Annotated in this window: 15 protein-coding genes; 4 read left to right on the top strand and 11 right to left on the bottom strand. The window is 65.1% G+C overall.

The window, feature by feature from the left end; genetic code table 11:
- Positions 1-42: 42 nt before the first annotated feature.
- From acnA to ACX80O_RS06700, 3 genes are read right to left on the bottom strand one after another with little or no spacing between them, the layout of a single operon-like run.
- On the bottom strand, positions 43-2,868 hold the full coding sequence (gene acnA, locus ACX80O_RS06710; RefSeq protein WP_459332947.1) for an aconitate hydratase AcnA: 2,826 nt from the start codon (positions 2,866-2,868) through the stop codon (positions 43-45).
- A 30-nt stretch (positions 2,869-2,898) separates the two neighbouring features.
- Entirely contained in the window at positions 2,899-4,230 is a 1,332-nt protein-coding gene (locus tag ACX80O_RS06705; protein ID WP_459332946.1) for a class I SAM-dependent RNA methyltransferase, read from the bottom strand.
- Positions 4,231-4,263: 33 nt separating this feature from the next.
- Positions 4,264-6,240 (bottom strand): APC family permease, encoded by a 1,977-nt coding sequence (locus ACX80O_RS06700; RefSeq protein ID WP_459308395.1) that lies wholly within the window; start codon positions 6,238-6,240, stop codon positions 4,264-4,266.
- Between the two features lie 115 nt (positions 6,241-6,355).
- On the opposite strand from ACX80O_RS06700, the gene ACX80O_RS06695 reads away from it, so the two are divergent.
- Together ACX80O_RS06695 and ACX80O_RS06690 are read left to right on the top strand one after the other, a co-directional pair.
- Positions 6,356-7,030: a potassium channel family protein gene (locus ACX80O_RS06695; protein WP_459308396.1), complete on the top strand. Its 675-nt coding sequence runs from the start codon at positions 6,356-6,358 to the stop codon at positions 7,028-7,030.
- Complete coding sequence (locus tag ACX80O_RS06690) at positions 7,027-7,743, top strand: potassium channel family protein (RefSeq protein WP_459308398.1); 717 nt, start codon at positions 7,027-7,029, stop codon at positions 7,741-7,743. The genes ACX80O_RS06695 and ACX80O_RS06690 overlap by 4 nt, the downstream gene beginning before the upstream one ends.
- On the opposite strand, the gene ACX80O_RS06685 is transcribed toward ACX80O_RS06690, so the two are convergent.
- The 4 genes from ACX80O_RS06685 to dut all read right to left on the bottom strand — a co-directional run bounded on the left by ACX80O_RS06685 (position 7,740) and on the right by dut (position 10,332).
- The gene (locus ACX80O_RS06685; protein ID WP_459332945.1) at positions 7,740-8,507 is read right to left on the bottom strand and encodes a DUF3159 domain-containing protein; all 768 of its coding nucleotides are present in this window, start codon (positions 8,505-8,507) and stop codon (positions 7,740-7,742) included. The genes ACX80O_RS06690 and ACX80O_RS06685 overlap by 4 nt on opposite strands.
- The gene (locus tag ACX80O_RS06680; protein ID WP_459308401.1) at positions 8,504-8,884 is read right to left on the bottom strand and encodes a single stranded DNA-binding domain-containing protein; all 381 of its coding nucleotides are present in this window, start codon (positions 8,882-8,884) and stop codon (positions 8,504-8,506) included. Before ACX80O_RS06680 ends, ACX80O_RS06685 begins: the two co-directional genes overlap by 4 nt.
- Complete coding sequence (locus ACX80O_RS06675) at positions 8,877-9,770, bottom strand: DUF3710 domain-containing protein (protein ID WP_459308402.1); 894 nt, start codon at positions 9,768-9,770, stop codon at positions 8,877-8,879. Before ACX80O_RS06675 ends, ACX80O_RS06680 begins: the two co-directional genes overlap by 8 nt.
- A gap of 67 nt (positions 9,771-9,837) precedes the next feature.
- The gene (gene dut, locus ACX80O_RS06670; RefSeq protein WP_459308403.1) at positions 9,838-10,332 is read right to left on the bottom strand and encodes a dUTP diphosphatase; all 495 of its coding nucleotides are present in this window, start codon (positions 10,330-10,332) and stop codon (positions 9,838-9,840) included.
- A gap of 124 nt (positions 10,333-10,456) precedes the next feature.
- On the opposite strand from dut, the gene ACX80O_RS06665 reads away from it, so the two are divergent.
- Positions 10,457-10,921 carry a DUF3093 domain-containing protein gene (locus tag ACX80O_RS06665; RefSeq protein WP_459332944.1) on the top strand — a complete coding sequence of 155 codons (465 nt, stop codon included), beginning with the start codon at positions 10,457-10,459 and terminating at the stop codon, positions 10,919-10,921.
- Positions 10,922-10,941: 20 nt separating this feature from the next.
- Here the strand turns inward: ACX80O_RS06665 and ACX80O_RS06660 are convergent, their stop codons facing one another.
- On the bottom strand, positions 10,942-11,241 hold the full coding sequence (locus ACX80O_RS06660; RefSeq protein ID WP_459332943.1) for a DUF4193 domain-containing protein: 300 nt from the start codon (positions 11,239-11,241) through the stop codon (positions 10,942-10,944).
- Between the two features lie 238 nt (positions 11,242-11,479).
- Between ACX80O_RS06660 and sepH the strand changes: the two genes are divergently transcribed.
- Positions 11,480-12,880 carry a septation protein SepH gene (gene sepH / locus ACX80O_RS06655; RefSeq protein ID WP_459332942.1) on the top strand — a complete coding sequence of 467 codons (1,401 nt, stop codon included), beginning with the start codon at positions 11,480-11,482 and terminating at the stop codon, positions 12,878-12,880.
- Between the two features lie 30 nt (positions 12,881-12,910).
- Here the strand turns inward: sepH and ACX80O_RS06650 are convergent, their stop codons facing one another.
- Genes ACX80O_RS06650 through ACX80O_RS06640 form a run of 3 tightly spaced genes read right to left on the bottom strand, consistent with a single transcriptional unit; the run spans position 12,911 to position 15,497 of the window.
- Positions 12,911-13,627 (bottom strand): thymidine kinase, encoded by a 717-nt coding sequence (locus ACX80O_RS06650; protein ID WP_459332941.1) that lies wholly within the window; start codon positions 13,625-13,627, stop codon positions 12,911-12,913.
- The gene (locus ACX80O_RS06645; RefSeq protein ID WP_459308408.1) at positions 13,620-14,816 is read right to left on the bottom strand and encodes an alkaline phosphatase family protein; all 1,197 of its coding nucleotides are present in this window, start codon (positions 14,814-14,816) and stop codon (positions 13,620-13,622) included. Before ACX80O_RS06645 ends, ACX80O_RS06650 begins: the two co-directional genes overlap by 8 nt.
- A gap of 6 nt (positions 14,817-14,822) precedes the next feature.
- Positions 14,823-15,497 carry a DUF5998 family protein gene (locus ACX80O_RS06640; RefSeq protein ID WP_459308409.1) on the bottom strand — a complete coding sequence of 225 codons (675 nt, stop codon included), beginning with the start codon at positions 15,495-15,497 and terminating at the stop codon, positions 14,823-14,825.
- Between the last annotated feature and the right edge of the window lie 63 nt (positions 15,498-15,560).

Genomic DNA, 15,560 nt, shown 5'->3' with positions numbered 1-15,560 from the left:
GACGTACACCTGCGGGTCATTAACTCTAACGCGGGTTGACGGTCAGAGGCGCTCGATCGCTGTGAGCTGTCGGAGCACGTAGTGAAGAATACCGCCGTTGCGGTAGTACTCCGCTTCACCCGGGGTGTCGATGCGCAGCACCGCATCGAAGGTGATGATGTCGCCGCCCTCCTCCGGTACGGCGCTGACCCTCACGGTCGCTGGGGTGCTGCCCTCGTTGAGGACCGTCACGCCGTCGACGGCGTATGTCTCGGTGCCGGTGAGGCCCAAGGTCGCGGCGCTTTCCCCCACCGGGAACTGCAGCGGCAGCACTCCCATTCCGATCAGGTTGGAGCGGTGGATCCGCTCGTAGCTCTCGGCGATCACGGCGCGGACGCCGAGCAGAGCGGTGCCCTTCGCCGCCCAGTCCCGGGACGAACCGGAGCCGTACTCCTTTCCAGCGAGGATCACCAATGGAACACCGGCCGCCTCGTAGTTGACCGCGGCATCGTACATGTAGGCTTGCGGGCCGCCGGTCTGGGTGAAGTCTCGGGTGAATCCGCCTTCCACCCCCTGCAGCAGGGTGTTGCGCAGCCGGATATTGGCGAAGGTTCCTCGGATCATCACCTCGTGGTTCCCGCGACGGGACCCGTACGAGTTGAAATCCTTCCGCGCCACTCCGTGTTCCAGCAGGTAGCGTCCGGCCGGGCTGTCCGACCTGAACGAGCCGGCCGGGCTGATGTGATCGGTGGTCACCGAGTCTCCCAGCCTGGCAAGCACTCGCGCTCCCGAAATGTCGGTCACCGGATTCGGCGCGGCCTTCATCCCCTCGAAGTACGGCGGCTTACGCACATAGGTGGAGTTCTCATTCCAGGCGAACGTGTCACCCTCGGGAGTATCCAGGGCTTTCCACCGGTGATCGCCGTCGAACACTCCCTCATACCCTGCGGCGAACATCGCCTCGTCAATGGACGAGTCAATGGTGAGCTGGACCTCGACCGGGCTGGGCCAGATGTCGCGCAGAAAGACGTCAACGCCGTCGTCGTCGCGGCCCAACGGATCCGACTCGAAGTTGAAGTCCATTGTGCCCGCCAAAGCGTAGGCGATCACCAGCGGCGGCGACGCGAGGTAGTTCATTTTCACGTCAGGGTTGATCCTGCCCTCAAAGTTGCGGTTCCCGGAGAGCACTGCTGCCACGGACAGGTCGTTATCCTGGATCGCCGCGGCAATTTCCGGTTCCAGTGGCCCCGAATTTCCGATGCACGTGGCGCAGCCGTACCCCACCACGAAAAACCCGAGCTTCTCGAGGTAGGGAGTGAGCCCGGATCTGTCGTAGTAGTCGGTGACCACCTTTGACCCGGGGGCAACGGACGTCTTGACCCACGGTTTGGAGGCGAGCCCGCGGTTCACTGCGTTGCGGGCCAAGAGGGCCGCGGCGAGCATCACCGAGGGGTTCGAGGTGTTGGTGCACGAGGTGATCGATGCGATGGTAACCGCCCCGTGGTCCAGCTCGAATGTCCGCCCATCGGACATGGTGACCGGGACCGGCGTCGAAGGTCGACCGCTGGCACCCGGCCCCCCGGCGTGCCGCAGCGTCGACGTCATCGCCGGGACGTCGGAGGCCGGAAACGACTCCTCCAGGGCCTCGTCCAGTGCCACGTCACCCACCGAGCTGACGTAGTTGTGGATGTCCCTGCGGAACTGTTTCTTGGCGTCGGTGAGGTCGATACGGTCCTGGGGCCGCTTCGGTCCGGCGATCGACGGCACCACCGTGGAAAGGTCTAGTTCGAGGTGCTCGGAGAAGCGGATCTCCCGTGCCGGGTCGTGCCAGAGGCCCTGTTCCCTGGCGTAGGCCTCGACCAGGGCAACGCTCTGCGCCGACCGGCCCGTGAGCCGCAGATACTCGAGGGTGACGTCGTCGATCGGGAACATTGCGGCGGTGGAACCGAATTCGGGGCTCATGTTGCCGATGGTCGCCCGATTAGCCAACGGCACGGCCGCGACGCCCTCGCCGTAGAACTCGACGAATTTGCCGACCACCCCATGCTTGCGCAGCATCTCGGTGATGGTGAGGACGACGTCGGTGGCGGTGGCACCCGCCGGAATGGAGCCGGCCAGTTTGAAGCCCACCACGCGAGGGATGAGCATCGACACCGGCTGGCCCAGCATGGCCGCCTCCGCCTCGATACCGCCCACACCCCAGCCGAGCACGCCCAGGCCATTGACCATCGTGGTGTGCGAGTCGGTGCCGACACACGTGTCGGGGTAGGCCTGCAGGACAGTATTACCCCCCGTGATGTCCCCCGTGGTGAGCCCGCGGGTCATCACGATCCGGGCCAGGTATTCGAGGTTCACCTGATGGACGATCCCGGTTCCGGGTGGCACCACCTTCAAGTCGTTGAAGGCAGTCTGACCCCAACGAAGGAACTGGTACCGTTCACCGTTGCGCTGGTACTCCAGGTCCATGTTGCGTTCGATCGCGTCGGCGCTACCGAACACATCGATCTGCACCGAATGGTCGATAACCAGTTCCGCTGGTGCCAGGGGGTTGACCCGGTTCGGGTCACCGCCGAGGTCCTTGACCGCTTCACGCATGGTCGCCAGGTCCACCACGCAGGGCACGCCGGTGAAGTCCTGCATGATGACGCGGGCGGGCGTGAACTGGATCTCGGTGTTGGGCTGGGCGTCTGCGTCCCAGCCGGCCAGGGCGCTGACCTGCCCGGCGGTAATGTTGGCACCATCCTCGGTGCGCAGCAGATTCTCGAGCAACACCTTGAGGCTGAAAGGAAGGCTTTGGGCGCCGTCGACCGCGCTCAGCCGGAAGATCTCGTACTCGGTTCCGGCGACCTTCAGCACACCCCTGGAACCGAAGCTGTCGATAGTACTCACCGCTGGACTCCTCTCCCCTGCATTGTCATCCTAGCCGTTGGGCGTTTCCGATCCCCGTCCCGGGCGGAGCACGGCGAAGGACTCCATGTGGTGGGTGTGCGGGTACAGCTCAAACACACGCAACGTGTCCAGCTCCCAGCCCGCCTGCTGGAAGTAGCCCACGTCGCGGGAGAACGACGCCGGGTCGCAGGACACATACCCGACAGCCCGCGGACCGGCGGCGATGACCTCGGTGATGGCCGCCTGACCGGCGCCGGCGCGCGGCGGGTCCAGCACGACGACGTCGAGGTCCGGTTTCCGCTCGTTGAGCACCCGATCGACCCTTCCCTGCACAATCTCGACCTGGGACCGGCCGTGCAGGTTCCGTTTCGCGTCGCGGGACGCGCCGGAGGAACCCTCAACGGCCAGCACACTGCCGGTGTCCCCCACCGCGTCGGCGATCGGCGCAGTGAACAGCCCTGCGCCCGAGTACAGGTCGGCAGCGCGCTCCCCCGGCTGGATGGCCAGGCCATCCAGCACCGCGTTCATGAGGAGTGCTGGCGCACCCCGGTGGACCTGCCAGAAACCGTCACCGGTGATCCGGTAGGTCTGCGATCCGACGGTCTCGGCCAGCCAGGTCCTGCCGCGGACCCGCTCCACAGTCCCCTTTTCCGGATCCCACAGCGCCACCGACGGCCCGTCGAGTTGGTGAATCACCGCGGCGGTCTGTTTCCGCCGCGCGCCGGGAGCGGGCACCAATAGCACCAGGGGTGGGCCCCCAGCCGAGCCGACTGCTACTTCCACCCGCTGGATTCCGGTGAAGTTGACGGTCCACAGCTGCAGCTCGTTAATCGCGTCAACAGCAAGCGGCATCTCGGCGACGGGGATCAGCTCGTCGGACCGGTGTGCGTGCATGGCAAGGTGACCGTCGAGCGCCACGGCGAAGCTTGCCCTGGTGCGCCACCGCAGGCCATCGGGTGTTTCATCCGGGACGGCTTCGACCTCGATGTGCCGGTCAATTCCGGCCAGCCGCTTGAGTTGTTCGCTGAAGACCGTTCCCTTGAGTTGCCGCTGGAGGGGAAGGGCAATGTGGCCGAACTCGGCACCGCCCACCGGCGCGGCACCACGGTGGGCCGCCAGCAGCGCATCGGCCAGGGCCCACGGATGGTTGACCCGGTGCTCCGAAGCTTCGAGCACCTCGATCACATCCGCGCGCCAGAAGCTCGCGCCGTCGTCGTGCTCGGTCAGCCTGACCCGCACCGTTTCGCCGGGCAAGGCGTGGCGGACGAAGATGACCCTGCCCTCATGTCGGGCAACGCAATGGCCGCCGTGGGCGACCGGTCCGATGTTCAGGTCGAGGGTAGCTGACGGCTCAATGGTCACTGCTGGTCCTGCGATGTCGTAGCTCCTGAGGGGTCACTGTAGATCCTGGAATTTTCGTGCGGCGTCGGATGATGCGAGCTGCCACGGGACACTTGCCACCATAACCCCCGGCTCGAAGTGCAGCCGGGTTTTGATGCGAAGTGCTGTCTGGTTGTGGACCAGTTGCTCCCACCACCGTCCCACCACGTATTCGGGAATGTAGACGACGATCAGGTCGCGGGGCGAGTCACTACGGATGCTGCCGATGTACTCCATGATGGGCATGATCGTGTCCCGGTAGGGTGACGCGAGGACGGTGATCGGCACCGGGATCTCGTGCCGTTCCCAGTCACGCAGCGTCCGCTCCGTTTCTTCGGGATCAACATCGACCACAATCGCGTCCAGTTTGGAGGGCCGCGACGCGCGGGCGAACGCCAGCGCCCGCAGGACGGGCTTGCGGACGTGCGACACCAGGATCACTGCATGTACGCGGGACGGCAGGGCACGGGAGAAGGTGGAGTCGTCAAGGGCCAGTTCGCGGGCCACCTGGTCGTAGTGCCGCTTGATGCCGTGCATCACGGCGAAAAGCACCATCATGGCCAGCACCGCCACCCAGGCTCCGTATTCGAACTTGGTGACCAACACCACCACCAGTACCGCAGCGGTCAACACGAATCCGATGGTGTTGATGGAGCGGGACTTCTTCATCCGCCACCTGCGCTTTTTGTCGGCGGTGCTGCGTAGTTCGCGGGTCCAGTGTTTGATGAGCGCCGCCTGGCTCGCCGTGAACGACACGAACACGCCGACAATATAGAGCTGAACCAGCTGCGTGACATCGGCGCCAAAGACCACGATCAGCAGAATGGCGCCGGCACCCAGCGCGAGGATGCCGTTGCTGAAGGTCAACCGGTCGCCGCGGGTCCGCAGCTGGCGCGGCAGATAGCCGTCCTTGGCCAGGATCGACGCGAGCACGGGGAATCCGTTGAACGCGGCGTGGCCCGCCAACACCAGGATCAGTGCCGTAGCGCCGACCACCAGGATGAACGGGAGCGCCGCGTCGCTGAAAATGGTGCGCGCCAGCTGGCTGACCACGGGGTTTTGGATGTAGTCGGCCGACACGGGATTGCCGTCCAGCCGCAGCTGTTCCTGCGGGTTCTGCACCACATGAACCTTCGCCGCGTTGGCAAGGTAGATCACCCCGGCCGTCATGGCGCCGGCAGTCACTCCAAGGATCAACAGGGTGGAAGCGGCGTTGCGGCTGCGCGGGGCCTGAAAACTGGGTACGTTGGCGCTCGGAACCTCGACACCGGTTAGGGCTGCTGCGCCGGCCGAGAAGGCCCTCAGGATCAACAGCGCCCCCGCCAGCCCCACGAGGCCCGCATCGAGGGCTGGATCGGGGATGATTTCAAACCTGGCGCTGGGCGCCTCACCCAGTGTGCCCGTGAGCCGCTGAATGATGCCAACAGCGCACATGCCGAGGATCGCTGCGAGGAAGACGTAGGTGGGGATGGCCAGGGCCAGAGCGTTCCGGGTCACGCCGCGCAGGTTCAGGAGGACGAGAACGACGACGCCGGCCACCGCCATCGCTGTCTGCCCACCAGCCAGTCCCGGCGCCAGGGCAATCAGGTAGTGGGCTGCGGCCGAGACCGAAACAGCCACCGTCAACACGTAGTCGACCATCAGCGCCGAGGCCACAGTGAGGCCCGCCGTGCTGCCGAGGTTACGCCGGGCAATCTCGTAGTCTCCACCACCCGAGGGGTAGGCGTGGACCGCCTGCCGGTAGGAGGCAATCACCACGAGCAACACCACCAGAACGGCCAACCCCACCCACGGCGACACAGATACTGCTGCAAGGCCTGCCAGGGCCAGGGTCAGCAGGATTTCGTCGGGTGCGTACGCCACCGAGGAGAGGGCATTCGCAGAGAACACCGGCATCGCGATCCGCTTGGGCAAGGTCTGATGCCGCAGCCGGTCGTTGCGGAACGGTTTGCCCACCAGCACCCGCTTGACGGCTTCAAAGAAAGTCAGCACAGCCCACAGACTAGCGCGTTTCAGCTCGCGCAACTCCATTAGGCTGGGTGCAGCGGATGCAAGGCTCCCAAAGAGGGCCGCGTTGACAATTCGGTTCGAACGGCAGGTGGCACGGGTGGCGCATTTTGTAATCATGGGGTGTGGCAGGGTGGGCGTCAGTCTTGCCCACACGTTGGATGAGTCAGGGCACACCGTGGCCATCATCGATCAGGATGACCGTGCCTTCCGCCGGCTCAGGGGATCCTTCGGCGGTAGGAAGGTCACTGGCGTCGGTTTTGACCGGGACACCCTGAAGAACGCCGACATTGAAAACGCCTACGCCTTCGCCGCGGTGTCCAGCGGCGACAACTCCAACATCCTCGCCACCCGGGTAGCCCGGGAGACGTTCCATGTGCCGCACGTGGTGGCCCGGATCTATGATCCCGGCCGCGCCGAAATCTATCAGCGGCTCGGCATTCCCACCGTCGCAGCAGTCCGCTGGAGCGCCGATCAGGTGCTGCGCCGGATCCTCCCGGAGCAGAGCATCAACGGAGACTTCAGGGAAACATCGGGGCGCCTGATCCTCGGCGAATTGGCCCTGCACGATGGCTGGCTGGGCCGCTCCCTGGCTGACATTGAGGCAGCCTCGGGGATCCGCATCGCCTACCTCACCCGGTTCGGTGAGGGCACGCTGCCCACCTCGGAGACCAGCTACCAGGAAGGCGACATTGTGCACGCCATGATGAAAACCGACGCCACCGACGAAATCGGGCGCATCCTGACCAAAAAACCAGTGGAGGAATCGGAGTGAGAGTAGTCATTGCGGGCGCGGGGAGCGTCGGATCGTCGATCGCCAAGGAGTTGCTGTCCAATAACCATGAGATTCTGCTGATTGACGAAAAACCCGAGGTGATTGGCCGCAGCGGGCTCAAAGGCGCCAAGTGGCTGATCGGCGACGCCTGCGAGTTGACCACCCTGAAGGACGCCCGGCTGGATGAAGCCGACGTGGTGGTGTCCGCCACCGGCGATGACAAGGTGAACCTGGTGGTGTCGCTGCTCGCCAAAAGCGAATTCGGTGTGGGTCGGACCGTCGGCCGGGTCAACAACCCGAAAAACGACTGGATGTTCGACGACTCGTGGGGCGTCGATGTCGCCGTCAACACGCCCCGCCTGATGACTGCCCTGGTGGAAGAGGCAGTGGAGATTGGCGACCTGGTGCGGTTGCTCACCCTGCAGAGTGGCGTCACCTCGATTGTCGAATTCACTGTTCCCCAGGAGTCCCCCCTGGTCGGCCGAACCCTCGGCTCGTTGATCCTGCCGGAGGACTGTACTGTGGTGGCGATCCTACGCGATGACGCGTCAATCACGCCGAGCCCTGACGACGTCGTCGAGCCCGGCGACGAGCTGTTCCTGATCGCCGCGATCGCCGCCGAGGATGCGCTGCGCAGCGTCCTGCTCGCAGTGACCGGTGATCCTGACGCACCCGACGACGGCGCGCCGATAGACGCGCCGGGCCTTGCCTAGCCGGGTTTCTGCGTCCCGGATTCCAGCGTTCCAGGTTCTTGCGTTCCAGGTTCCACCGGTTTCGTGACCGGACGGGACACCAGCCAGGCAAGCCAGAGGCCGAGTGCGTAAAGGGGAAGCCCCATGATCAGCCTTGTCGTGCCGAGCGCCACGAAATTCTCGGCAAAGTACAGCGGCATCTGCACCGCGAGCCGCAGGCCGAGGACGGTGATGATGATCCAGGTGGCAATGGTATAGGCCTTGACCCGCCGCGGATCTTTGCGCCAGTCGACGCCTTCACCCCTGATGAACCCGAACAGCAGCCCGGCGATTGGCCAGCGGGCTGCAATGGAAATCACCATGGCGATGATGTAGGCGCCGTTGGTGAAGAACCCAGGAACGAAGAAGTCCTCGGCGTTGCCTGTGCGGCCGGCCACGAAGGCGCAGATAGCGACGCCGATCAGTCCTGAGAGTGCCTGGGTCAGCGGGCTCCGCGAGACCAGGCGAATGATTGAGAAGACCGCTGCCACCGCGAGGGCGGCGATCAGGGAGCTCTGTAGATCCTGGTTGATGGTGAAGATGACTGTGAAGATCAGCCCAGGCAGGATGCTCTCCGCGAGGCCGCGAACACCCCCGATCGACTGGAGCACATCGATCTTCCCGTCGTCGGTGCGCCGCATCCCCGACCGGGCGGCATACTGTCCGGCCAGCTCCGCTGCTGTAGGCGCCTGACGGCGTGCTGGATCATCCTCGGGCGGGGTGTTAGATGGTTGGGGGGTGCTCACTGCTGTGCCTCCGGACGGCCAATAATTTCGTAACGCGGATTGTAGATCGTGGGCATCCCGTCGACGGGGCTGACCATTCCTTCGAACGCGATCTGGGCTCCCGCTTCAATCCCGGGAACCCGACGTTGTCCGATCCAGACCAGGCGTACCTGGGCTGATTGACGGCGGGTTGGGTTGTCCCGGCGGTCGGCCCCGGCCGTTGCTGGTGGGTCGTCGTCCGAAACCACCGCCGCGAACTGCGGTGCCGAGCTGACCGGCAGGATGGTGATCCGTGAAATGAACCCACGCGCCCGCGCGCGTCCCCGGGTGGGGAGCTTCGCGACGGTCGCTGCAGGGCGGCGTCCGCCCGGGCTATCCAGCCCAGGACGGTCAGCCAATGTGGGTGATCTCGGGCCCGCGTTTTAACGGATCAGTGAGATCGGGGGTCTGCTGGGCGGGCTCGGCTGGTGGCGCCGTCGCCGTCTCCTTGGGCAGGCGCAGCTGCAGCAGTTCGCGTGGCGGAAGCGGGTGATCTCCCCTGACTACCACCACGTTGCGGAACAGCTCCTCGATCGGCGCGGCCGCCTCTCGGTTGATCGCTGCTGGTCCGCCAATCACTCCGCGGAGGAACCAGCGTGGGCCGTCCACTCCCACGAAGCGGGCCACCCTGAAGCCCGGCTGGCCCTCGGGCGTCTGAGCCGGCAGGTGGGCGACCAACTCAGTGCCAAACGCACCAACCCGGTCCTGGACCGTTCCGCCCTGCGAACCGACCGAGTCGCCAATCTGGGAACGAATCTCATCCCAGAGACCGTCCGTCCGGGGTGCAGCGAACGCCTGCAGTTGCAGGTTCGATCCGTTGAGGTCCAGGGTGACAGCGATGACCCGCTTGGTCTTTTCCTCCACCTCGAGGCGGAGCTGAAGGCCTTCGGCGGCACCGATGCGCAGTGCACCGAGGTCAATGTAGCCGGCCTCCGAAGCCTTTTCCGAAAGGTCGAACGGGCCGTTATCGCGGGAGACGACGACGCCGGCAGCGGGCTCGGCGGCGTCAACCGGCTCGCCAGGATCAGCGGGCGCGCGGGCGTCGTCGGCTGCTACGGCTGACTCGGCTACATCGGCCTCTACCGATTCGACGGATCCGGCCAGCTCCGGTGGGGTGAGCGCGTCGGCTGGTGAACCCTTATCGGTTGGTGAACCCTGCGCGGGTGCCTCGACCGGCGCATCAGCGGCCGTGGCGTCCTCCGCCGGGAGGGGTGGTTGCTTCTTCTTCAGGCGCCCAAAAACCATGATTGGGTTCCTTTCCTTGGGTATATGGGAGCCCCCGGAAGGGGTCCCGATCTGTTTATCCTTGGGGTTATGCGTGGGTCGGATGGGCTGCAGCGTCGACGCTGTAACCTCCGGTAGAACCGAAGCCCGCCCTGCCGCGGACCGATTCGGGAAGTTCCTTCACCACGGTGAATACCGCGTGTTCAACCCGCTGGATCAGGAGCTGGGCAATCCGGTCCCCCCGCTTAAAGGTGAGGGATTCGGTGTGGTCGGTATTCAGCAGAGTGACTGCAATTTCGCCACGATAACCAGCGTCGATCGTGCCGGGAGCGTTCACCACAGTCACCCCGTGCTTCGTTGCCAGTCCCGACCGCGGATGGATTAACCCCACGTAGCCGTCAGGCAAGGCAATGGCCACACCGGTGGGCACCAGCGCCCGCTCACCAGGTGCCAGCCGAAAGTCGATGCGGGTCCTGAGGTCGGCCCCAGCGTCGCCCGGCTGCGCGTATTCGGGCGCCGCCATGTCGCCGTCGAGCAGTGTGATCTGCACGGGAAGTGTCCGCTGTGGGTCCAGCACGTTCATACTCCAGCTGCCTCGATGATTCGGGTTAGGCCTTCACTGTAGCGCGAAAACCTGAGCGACGACCGGGTGCCGGGTATCGCAGCGCGGGGATGAAGTGGGCAGGGAAATCTGGGATGGTTAGGGTATGTCAACACCCACGTCAGGATCATCGGTCGGCACGGCACTCTACGAGGAACGGTTGTGGCCAGCACCCTGGATTTGGTTGGTGGCCGCAGGCGCGGCTGGAGCGTCAGTGGTCACGTTTGCCCCGATCAACCTGACCACCGGATACATTGCGGCTACCGTCGTCGCCCTTGTCCTCGGATCTTTACTCGTGCTGTCCACCCCACGGATTATCGTCTCGGCAACCCATCTCACGGTGGGGCGCGCTACGATCGAACGCCGCTTCCTGGGGGAAGCGTCAGCGCACACCGGCGACGACGCCACCGCGCAGCGAGGACCGCTACTCAATGCAACCGCCTACCTGTGCATCCGCGGCTGGGTCTCTCCAGTGGTGCGGGTCGCGATCACCGATCCCGAGGACTCCACCCCTTATTGGCTGACATCTACCCGGCGTCCTCAGGAACTGCTGGCAGCCCTCGCCAACTGACTGGCCGAGCGATCAGGCGGTCAGCCCTCGCAGTCGCTGCAATAGGCCAGTTCGCCAAGATGCCTGGCAATCTGTGACCGGTGGCGCACCAGGAAACAGGAGGCGCAGGTGAACTCGTCGGCCTGCGCCGGGAGGATCCGGACCTGGACGTCCTCGGCGGACAGGTCGGCTCCGGGCAGTTCAAACGAATCGGCGGCCTCGAGTTCATCCTCGTCAACAACCGGGGACTGCTGGTCTGCACGATGGGCTTCCAACTCCCCGATTGATTCCTCGCCGGCGGCGTCGTCGGTGGTTCGTGGCGTGTCGTAATCGGTCGCCATAGCTAGGTGTTCACTCTCCGGTGTTCTGAAGTTTCTGGACTCGGGTCTGCCCAACGTCGAGTCCAACGCTGGCAGGCGGCTTTTTGTGCCCGTCCGCAACAGATTCCCGCTGAACGATCCACCTTTAACCCCAATAGTGGCCAAAAGTTCCGCGCCACACCACTGGTGTAGTAGGCATGTCGGCGAACAGGTGGCAGAGTTTCACGGTAAGGAAGCAATGTCGGCTCGGAGGATTTTCATGCAGGAACTACGGCTGGTAGGTGTTCGCGAGGATGGTGGACACCTGCTCCTGAACGGCGAGGACGGCTCCAACTTCAGCCTGCCGATCAACGAGGCGCTGCGTATGGCGGTCTCCCGCCCCATGGACCACCAGAAGATCACCACCCCGCCCCCACCAGCCGGCAAACCAGTCGTTCCGCTCTCACCCCGCGACATTCAGTCACGGATCCGTAGCGGCGCGACCGCCCAGGACATTGTCGACGAGTCGGGGCAGGATCTGGCCCAGGTGCTCCGCTACGAGAGCCCGGTGCGCGCTGAGCGTGACTACATGGCCATCCTGGCGCAGCGGGTAGAAGTGTCGTCACCCCTCCCGTCCCACGACGGCAACCGCTCCGCCTTCGGCGACCATCCCGCCCAGCTCGGCGACATGGTCGCCCACCGGTTGCAGGCATACGGTGTGGACCCCAACGCAGTGGAATGGGATGCCTGGCGTCGCCCCGATGGACTGTGGAACGTCGTGGCACGGTTTGACCTGGCAGCTGACACCCGGGTCACTGTCGGCGAGGAACCCCCGGCCCAGTGGACGTTCAATCCGAGCCGGAAAACGGTCCTCAATACCAACCGGTGGGCTCAGCTGCTCAGCGAACTGGAACCGTTGGACGGTCCCCTGCCCTCCCGGCGGCTCAGCGCCGTCGCCGATCATGTGTTTGACTTCGAAGCCCAGAAAACCGCAGACGCAGCACCCGAGGAAGAAGCATCCGACAATTTGCTGGATGTGCTCCGGTCGCGGCGCGGACAGCGTCTCGGGGTGGACGAGGACGGCGATGACGCCTTGGCTCACCTGCTCGCCAAGGGCAGTATTCCTGCCGCGCACCCCCGCCCGTCCGAGGGTACCGAACCGGGGTTGGAATCTCCCGCCACTGCACATGAGAGCACTGCACATGAGAACACCGCTCAGCAGAACACCGGCGAAGAAAACACTGGTGATCAGGGCGCCGATGACGGGGAACCGCGTCGGTTTGCCGGCCTCAGCCTGGCGCCAGCGGTAGCCGACAAGGCCGAGTCCGACGGTCACCGCCCCGGTATTCACGGCGCAGCGACCTACACTGACGGATCAGCGTACAGCGACGGATCTGCGTATAGCGACGGATCTCCGTATAGCGACGGATCTCCGCGATTGTTCGATTCGGTGGGCACCGACACACGGGAGATCAGCATCTTCGCCCGGCCCAACCGCCCAGCCCGGCAGGCTGCTGGCCCGGAAGAAACGGCACAGGATCGGGGAACGGCACAGGATCGTCCTGCTGCACCCGACAGTTCGCCCAAGCCTGCCGAGGAACCGGCTGACCGTAAGATCCGCCCGAAGCGGTCGAGCGTTCCGAGCTGGGATGAAATCGTGTTCGGCACCAAGAGCGACTAGTTTTTCGGGCCGCTCGGGCACCTGACCCGGCTAGCTGGAGAACGGGAGCAGGATCTCGCTGCTTTGCATTGCCGTCGCGGTGCTGAGAGTGACCCGGCGGGTGTGATGGCGTCGGCATAGCGTCTCATACCCGGTAACCGGGGTGTGGGGGACAGCATCGGCCACACCTTCGATGATCGGCAGCTCAGGTTGCAGGGGATCCCGTGGCGTCATTTGCAGTTCCACGTCTCCGACCACCACCTGATCACCCTCGACCACCATCACCCCGTCGATGGTCCGCGCATTGTGGGTCGCTCGACGGCCGCACCAGCAGAGCGCCTCCACCTGGAGGACCTGTACCCGGTCGGCAAGTTCAATCAGCCGCTGGGACCCCGGGAACAGCTTGGTCCTGAAGTCTGAAGTGATCCCGAACGCGAAAACATCGACATCCATCTCGTCGACGATGCGGGCTAGTTGATCGATGTGCTCACCCGTGTAGAACTGGGCCTCGTCGCAGATCAGGTAGTCCACCCGTTCGGCGGCGGTACGCCGCCTGACAATTTCAGCCCAGAAGTCGGTCGCGTCAGTCACTTCAACAGCGCCGGTCTGTAATCCGAGCCGACTGGAGATCATCGCCTCCCCCGCACGGTCGTGGGAGCTGCAGAGCAGCCCAGCCCGGCCGCGGGCGCGATGGTTGTGGTCCATTTGTAGAGCGAGCGTCGATTTGCCGCAGTCCATGGTACCGGAGAAGAAGATCAGTTCAGCCACGAGCCCCCTTCCCACCGGGACGGTTCAGGGTTAGCAGCGGCACGTCCCGTTCGGCGCGTGTGAGCGAGCCATGTTGGCCGATCACCTCCATCGCCGATGCGGAGGTACGGCGCCGGTCGTAGAGCGCGATAGGTTCCCGCGCCGCGACCATCAGGTCACCGATGCGAGGCAGGACCCGCTGATCGACCTGACCGAACAAGCCAGCGGCGACCGCCTGATCGCGGGTGAAAATCCAGGCGAACTGGCCGTAAGCGCCCTGCCAGGCTTTGAGGAGCCGCTCACGGCCTTGGACGGAGAAGTCAGGTTCAAGGTACAGGTGCAGCATCCGAGGTTCGCCGGCGGTGTGCGCCACACCGTCGATCAGCGCCGGTTCGGTGGAGAAGTCGTAGCGGTGCGCCTCGTCGACGTCGACCATTCCGTGGTCGGCGGTGAGGATGAGCAGGGTGTCGGAGGGTACGCGGGAGGCCAGCGTTTTGACGGCCGCGTCGACGTCCTCCAGCTGGTTTCCCCACTCGGCCGAACCGCAGCCATACCGGTGACCCGCCTTATCCATCTCGTTCAGGTAGAGGTACACCAAAGATCGCTCGGATGCGGCGAGTTGTTCGTAGGCGGCGCGGACCCGGGCCTGAAGGGTGCCCGCGGCGACGTAGCTGCTGCCCCTCAGCGCTGCCCTGGTCATTGCCGAATTGGCGAATTTGGGCAGGGACACGGTGACCACCGGGACCTGACCGGCGGCCTGTTCAAAGACCGAGGGGTATGGTTGCCACCGCAGCGGGTCTACCCCCGCGTCCCAGCCGCCCAGCATGTTGACCACCTTGTTCTGGTCGGGGTCCAGGACGTCGTAGCCAACCAGTCCGTGCTTGCCCGGCGCGAGCCCCGTCCCGAGGCTTCCCAGGGACGCGGCGGTAGTCGAGGGGAAGGCGGATCCGAGGGTCCGCGAACTGTCCAGGTGCTGGCGCAGGAACGGGGCGTGCCCGCCGCGTTTTTTCAACAGGGTAGAGCCGAGTCCGTCGACTACGACCACGCAGACCCGTGCTGCTGCGGGGAGGCCCAGCGCGTTACTGAAGGGCCCCGCCGCCGAGTTGAGCCCCAGCGCGGCTGCCGCGCTGGTAAAGACCTCTGCGATGGTGCTGCGGCCATAGGCGGGCGCCGCCGGGAGGGCGTCCCGGTGTCCGGTAGCGTGTTCCACCAACGGCTAGCTCTGGTGGTGGGTGCGGCTGAAGCGGGCGCCAAGGCCTGGCTGCCTGCGGGGCGCAGGGGGGGCAGTGCTGGCGGCTGCCGGGGTGACCGGGTTGGCGGTGTTGACCTTCCGGAGGGCCCGGGCGAAGGATTTGGCGTTCTGGACTGCCTGCATGCCGTCGGCCTCCGCGCTGACGCGTAGCACAATGTCCTCCTGGGAAATGGAGCCGGTATACCCGTGGTCGGCGTCACACTGTGGGTCGCTACACCCTGCTGGGCCCATGTCAAGGCGCTGGCCGCCGGACCAGGCGATGGCAAGGGTGAGCTCGCGTGCCTGGTCGGAGGGCTTGTAGTCCTGTGGCTGGGCGTAAAGGTAGCTGAGCACCACTGAGCGGATCTGGCTGACCGGCACCGATTCGGTGGAGACCTGGGCCATCATCTGCTGCCCGTCCTCATCCAACTGCTGGTCGTCGACGTGGGTGATCACCAGCATGTCCTCGGTGAGAACCAGGACCGTGATGTGACGGTGCACTTCGTTGCGTTCGAAGTGGGTTTCCAGGTGCACCACATGGGAGAGCGGTTCCCGACCGTCCAGGGCGTCGTGCACCGTGTCCGCGACCAGGCGCGGGTAGAAACCGGCCCGTTCCAGGGAGGCGTCGAGGCTGCGGCGTTCAGCGGAAAGCGATGTCATACCTTCAGTTTCCCCCACCCGGGCACCCACTGCCTAACCCGGGGAGGTGCGAGGCGCGCCGCT

The organism is Arthrobacter glycogeni (assembly GCF_054511155.1).
The sequence above is the reverse complement of the archived record's forward strand: the minus strand, read 5'-3'. Positions and strand labels throughout refer to the sequence as shown.

Coding starts and splice junctions, on each gene's coding strand:
- ACX80O_RS06675 (WP_459308402.1), bottom strand. CDS start 9,770: ATGGTTTTTGGGCGCCTGAAGAAGAAGCAACCACCCCTCCCGGCGGAG.
- dut (WP_459308403.1), bottom strand. CDS start 10,332: ATGAACGTGCTGGACCCACAGCGGACACTTCCCGTGCAGATCACACTG.
- ACX80O_RS06665 (WP_459332944.1), top strand. CDS start 10,457: ATGTCAACACCCACGTCAGGATCATCGGTCGGCACGGCACTCTACGAG.
- ACX80O_RS06660 (WP_459332943.1), bottom strand. CDS start 11,241: ATGGCGACCGATTACGACACGCCACGAACCACCGACGACGCCGCCGGC.
- sepH (WP_459332942.1), top strand. CDS start 11,480: ATGCAGGAACTACGGCTGGTAGGTGTTCGCGAGGATGGTGGACACCTG.
- ACX80O_RS06640 (WP_459308409.1), bottom strand. CDS start 15,497: ATGACATCGCTTTCCGCTGAACGCCGCAGCCTCGACGCCTCCCTGGAA.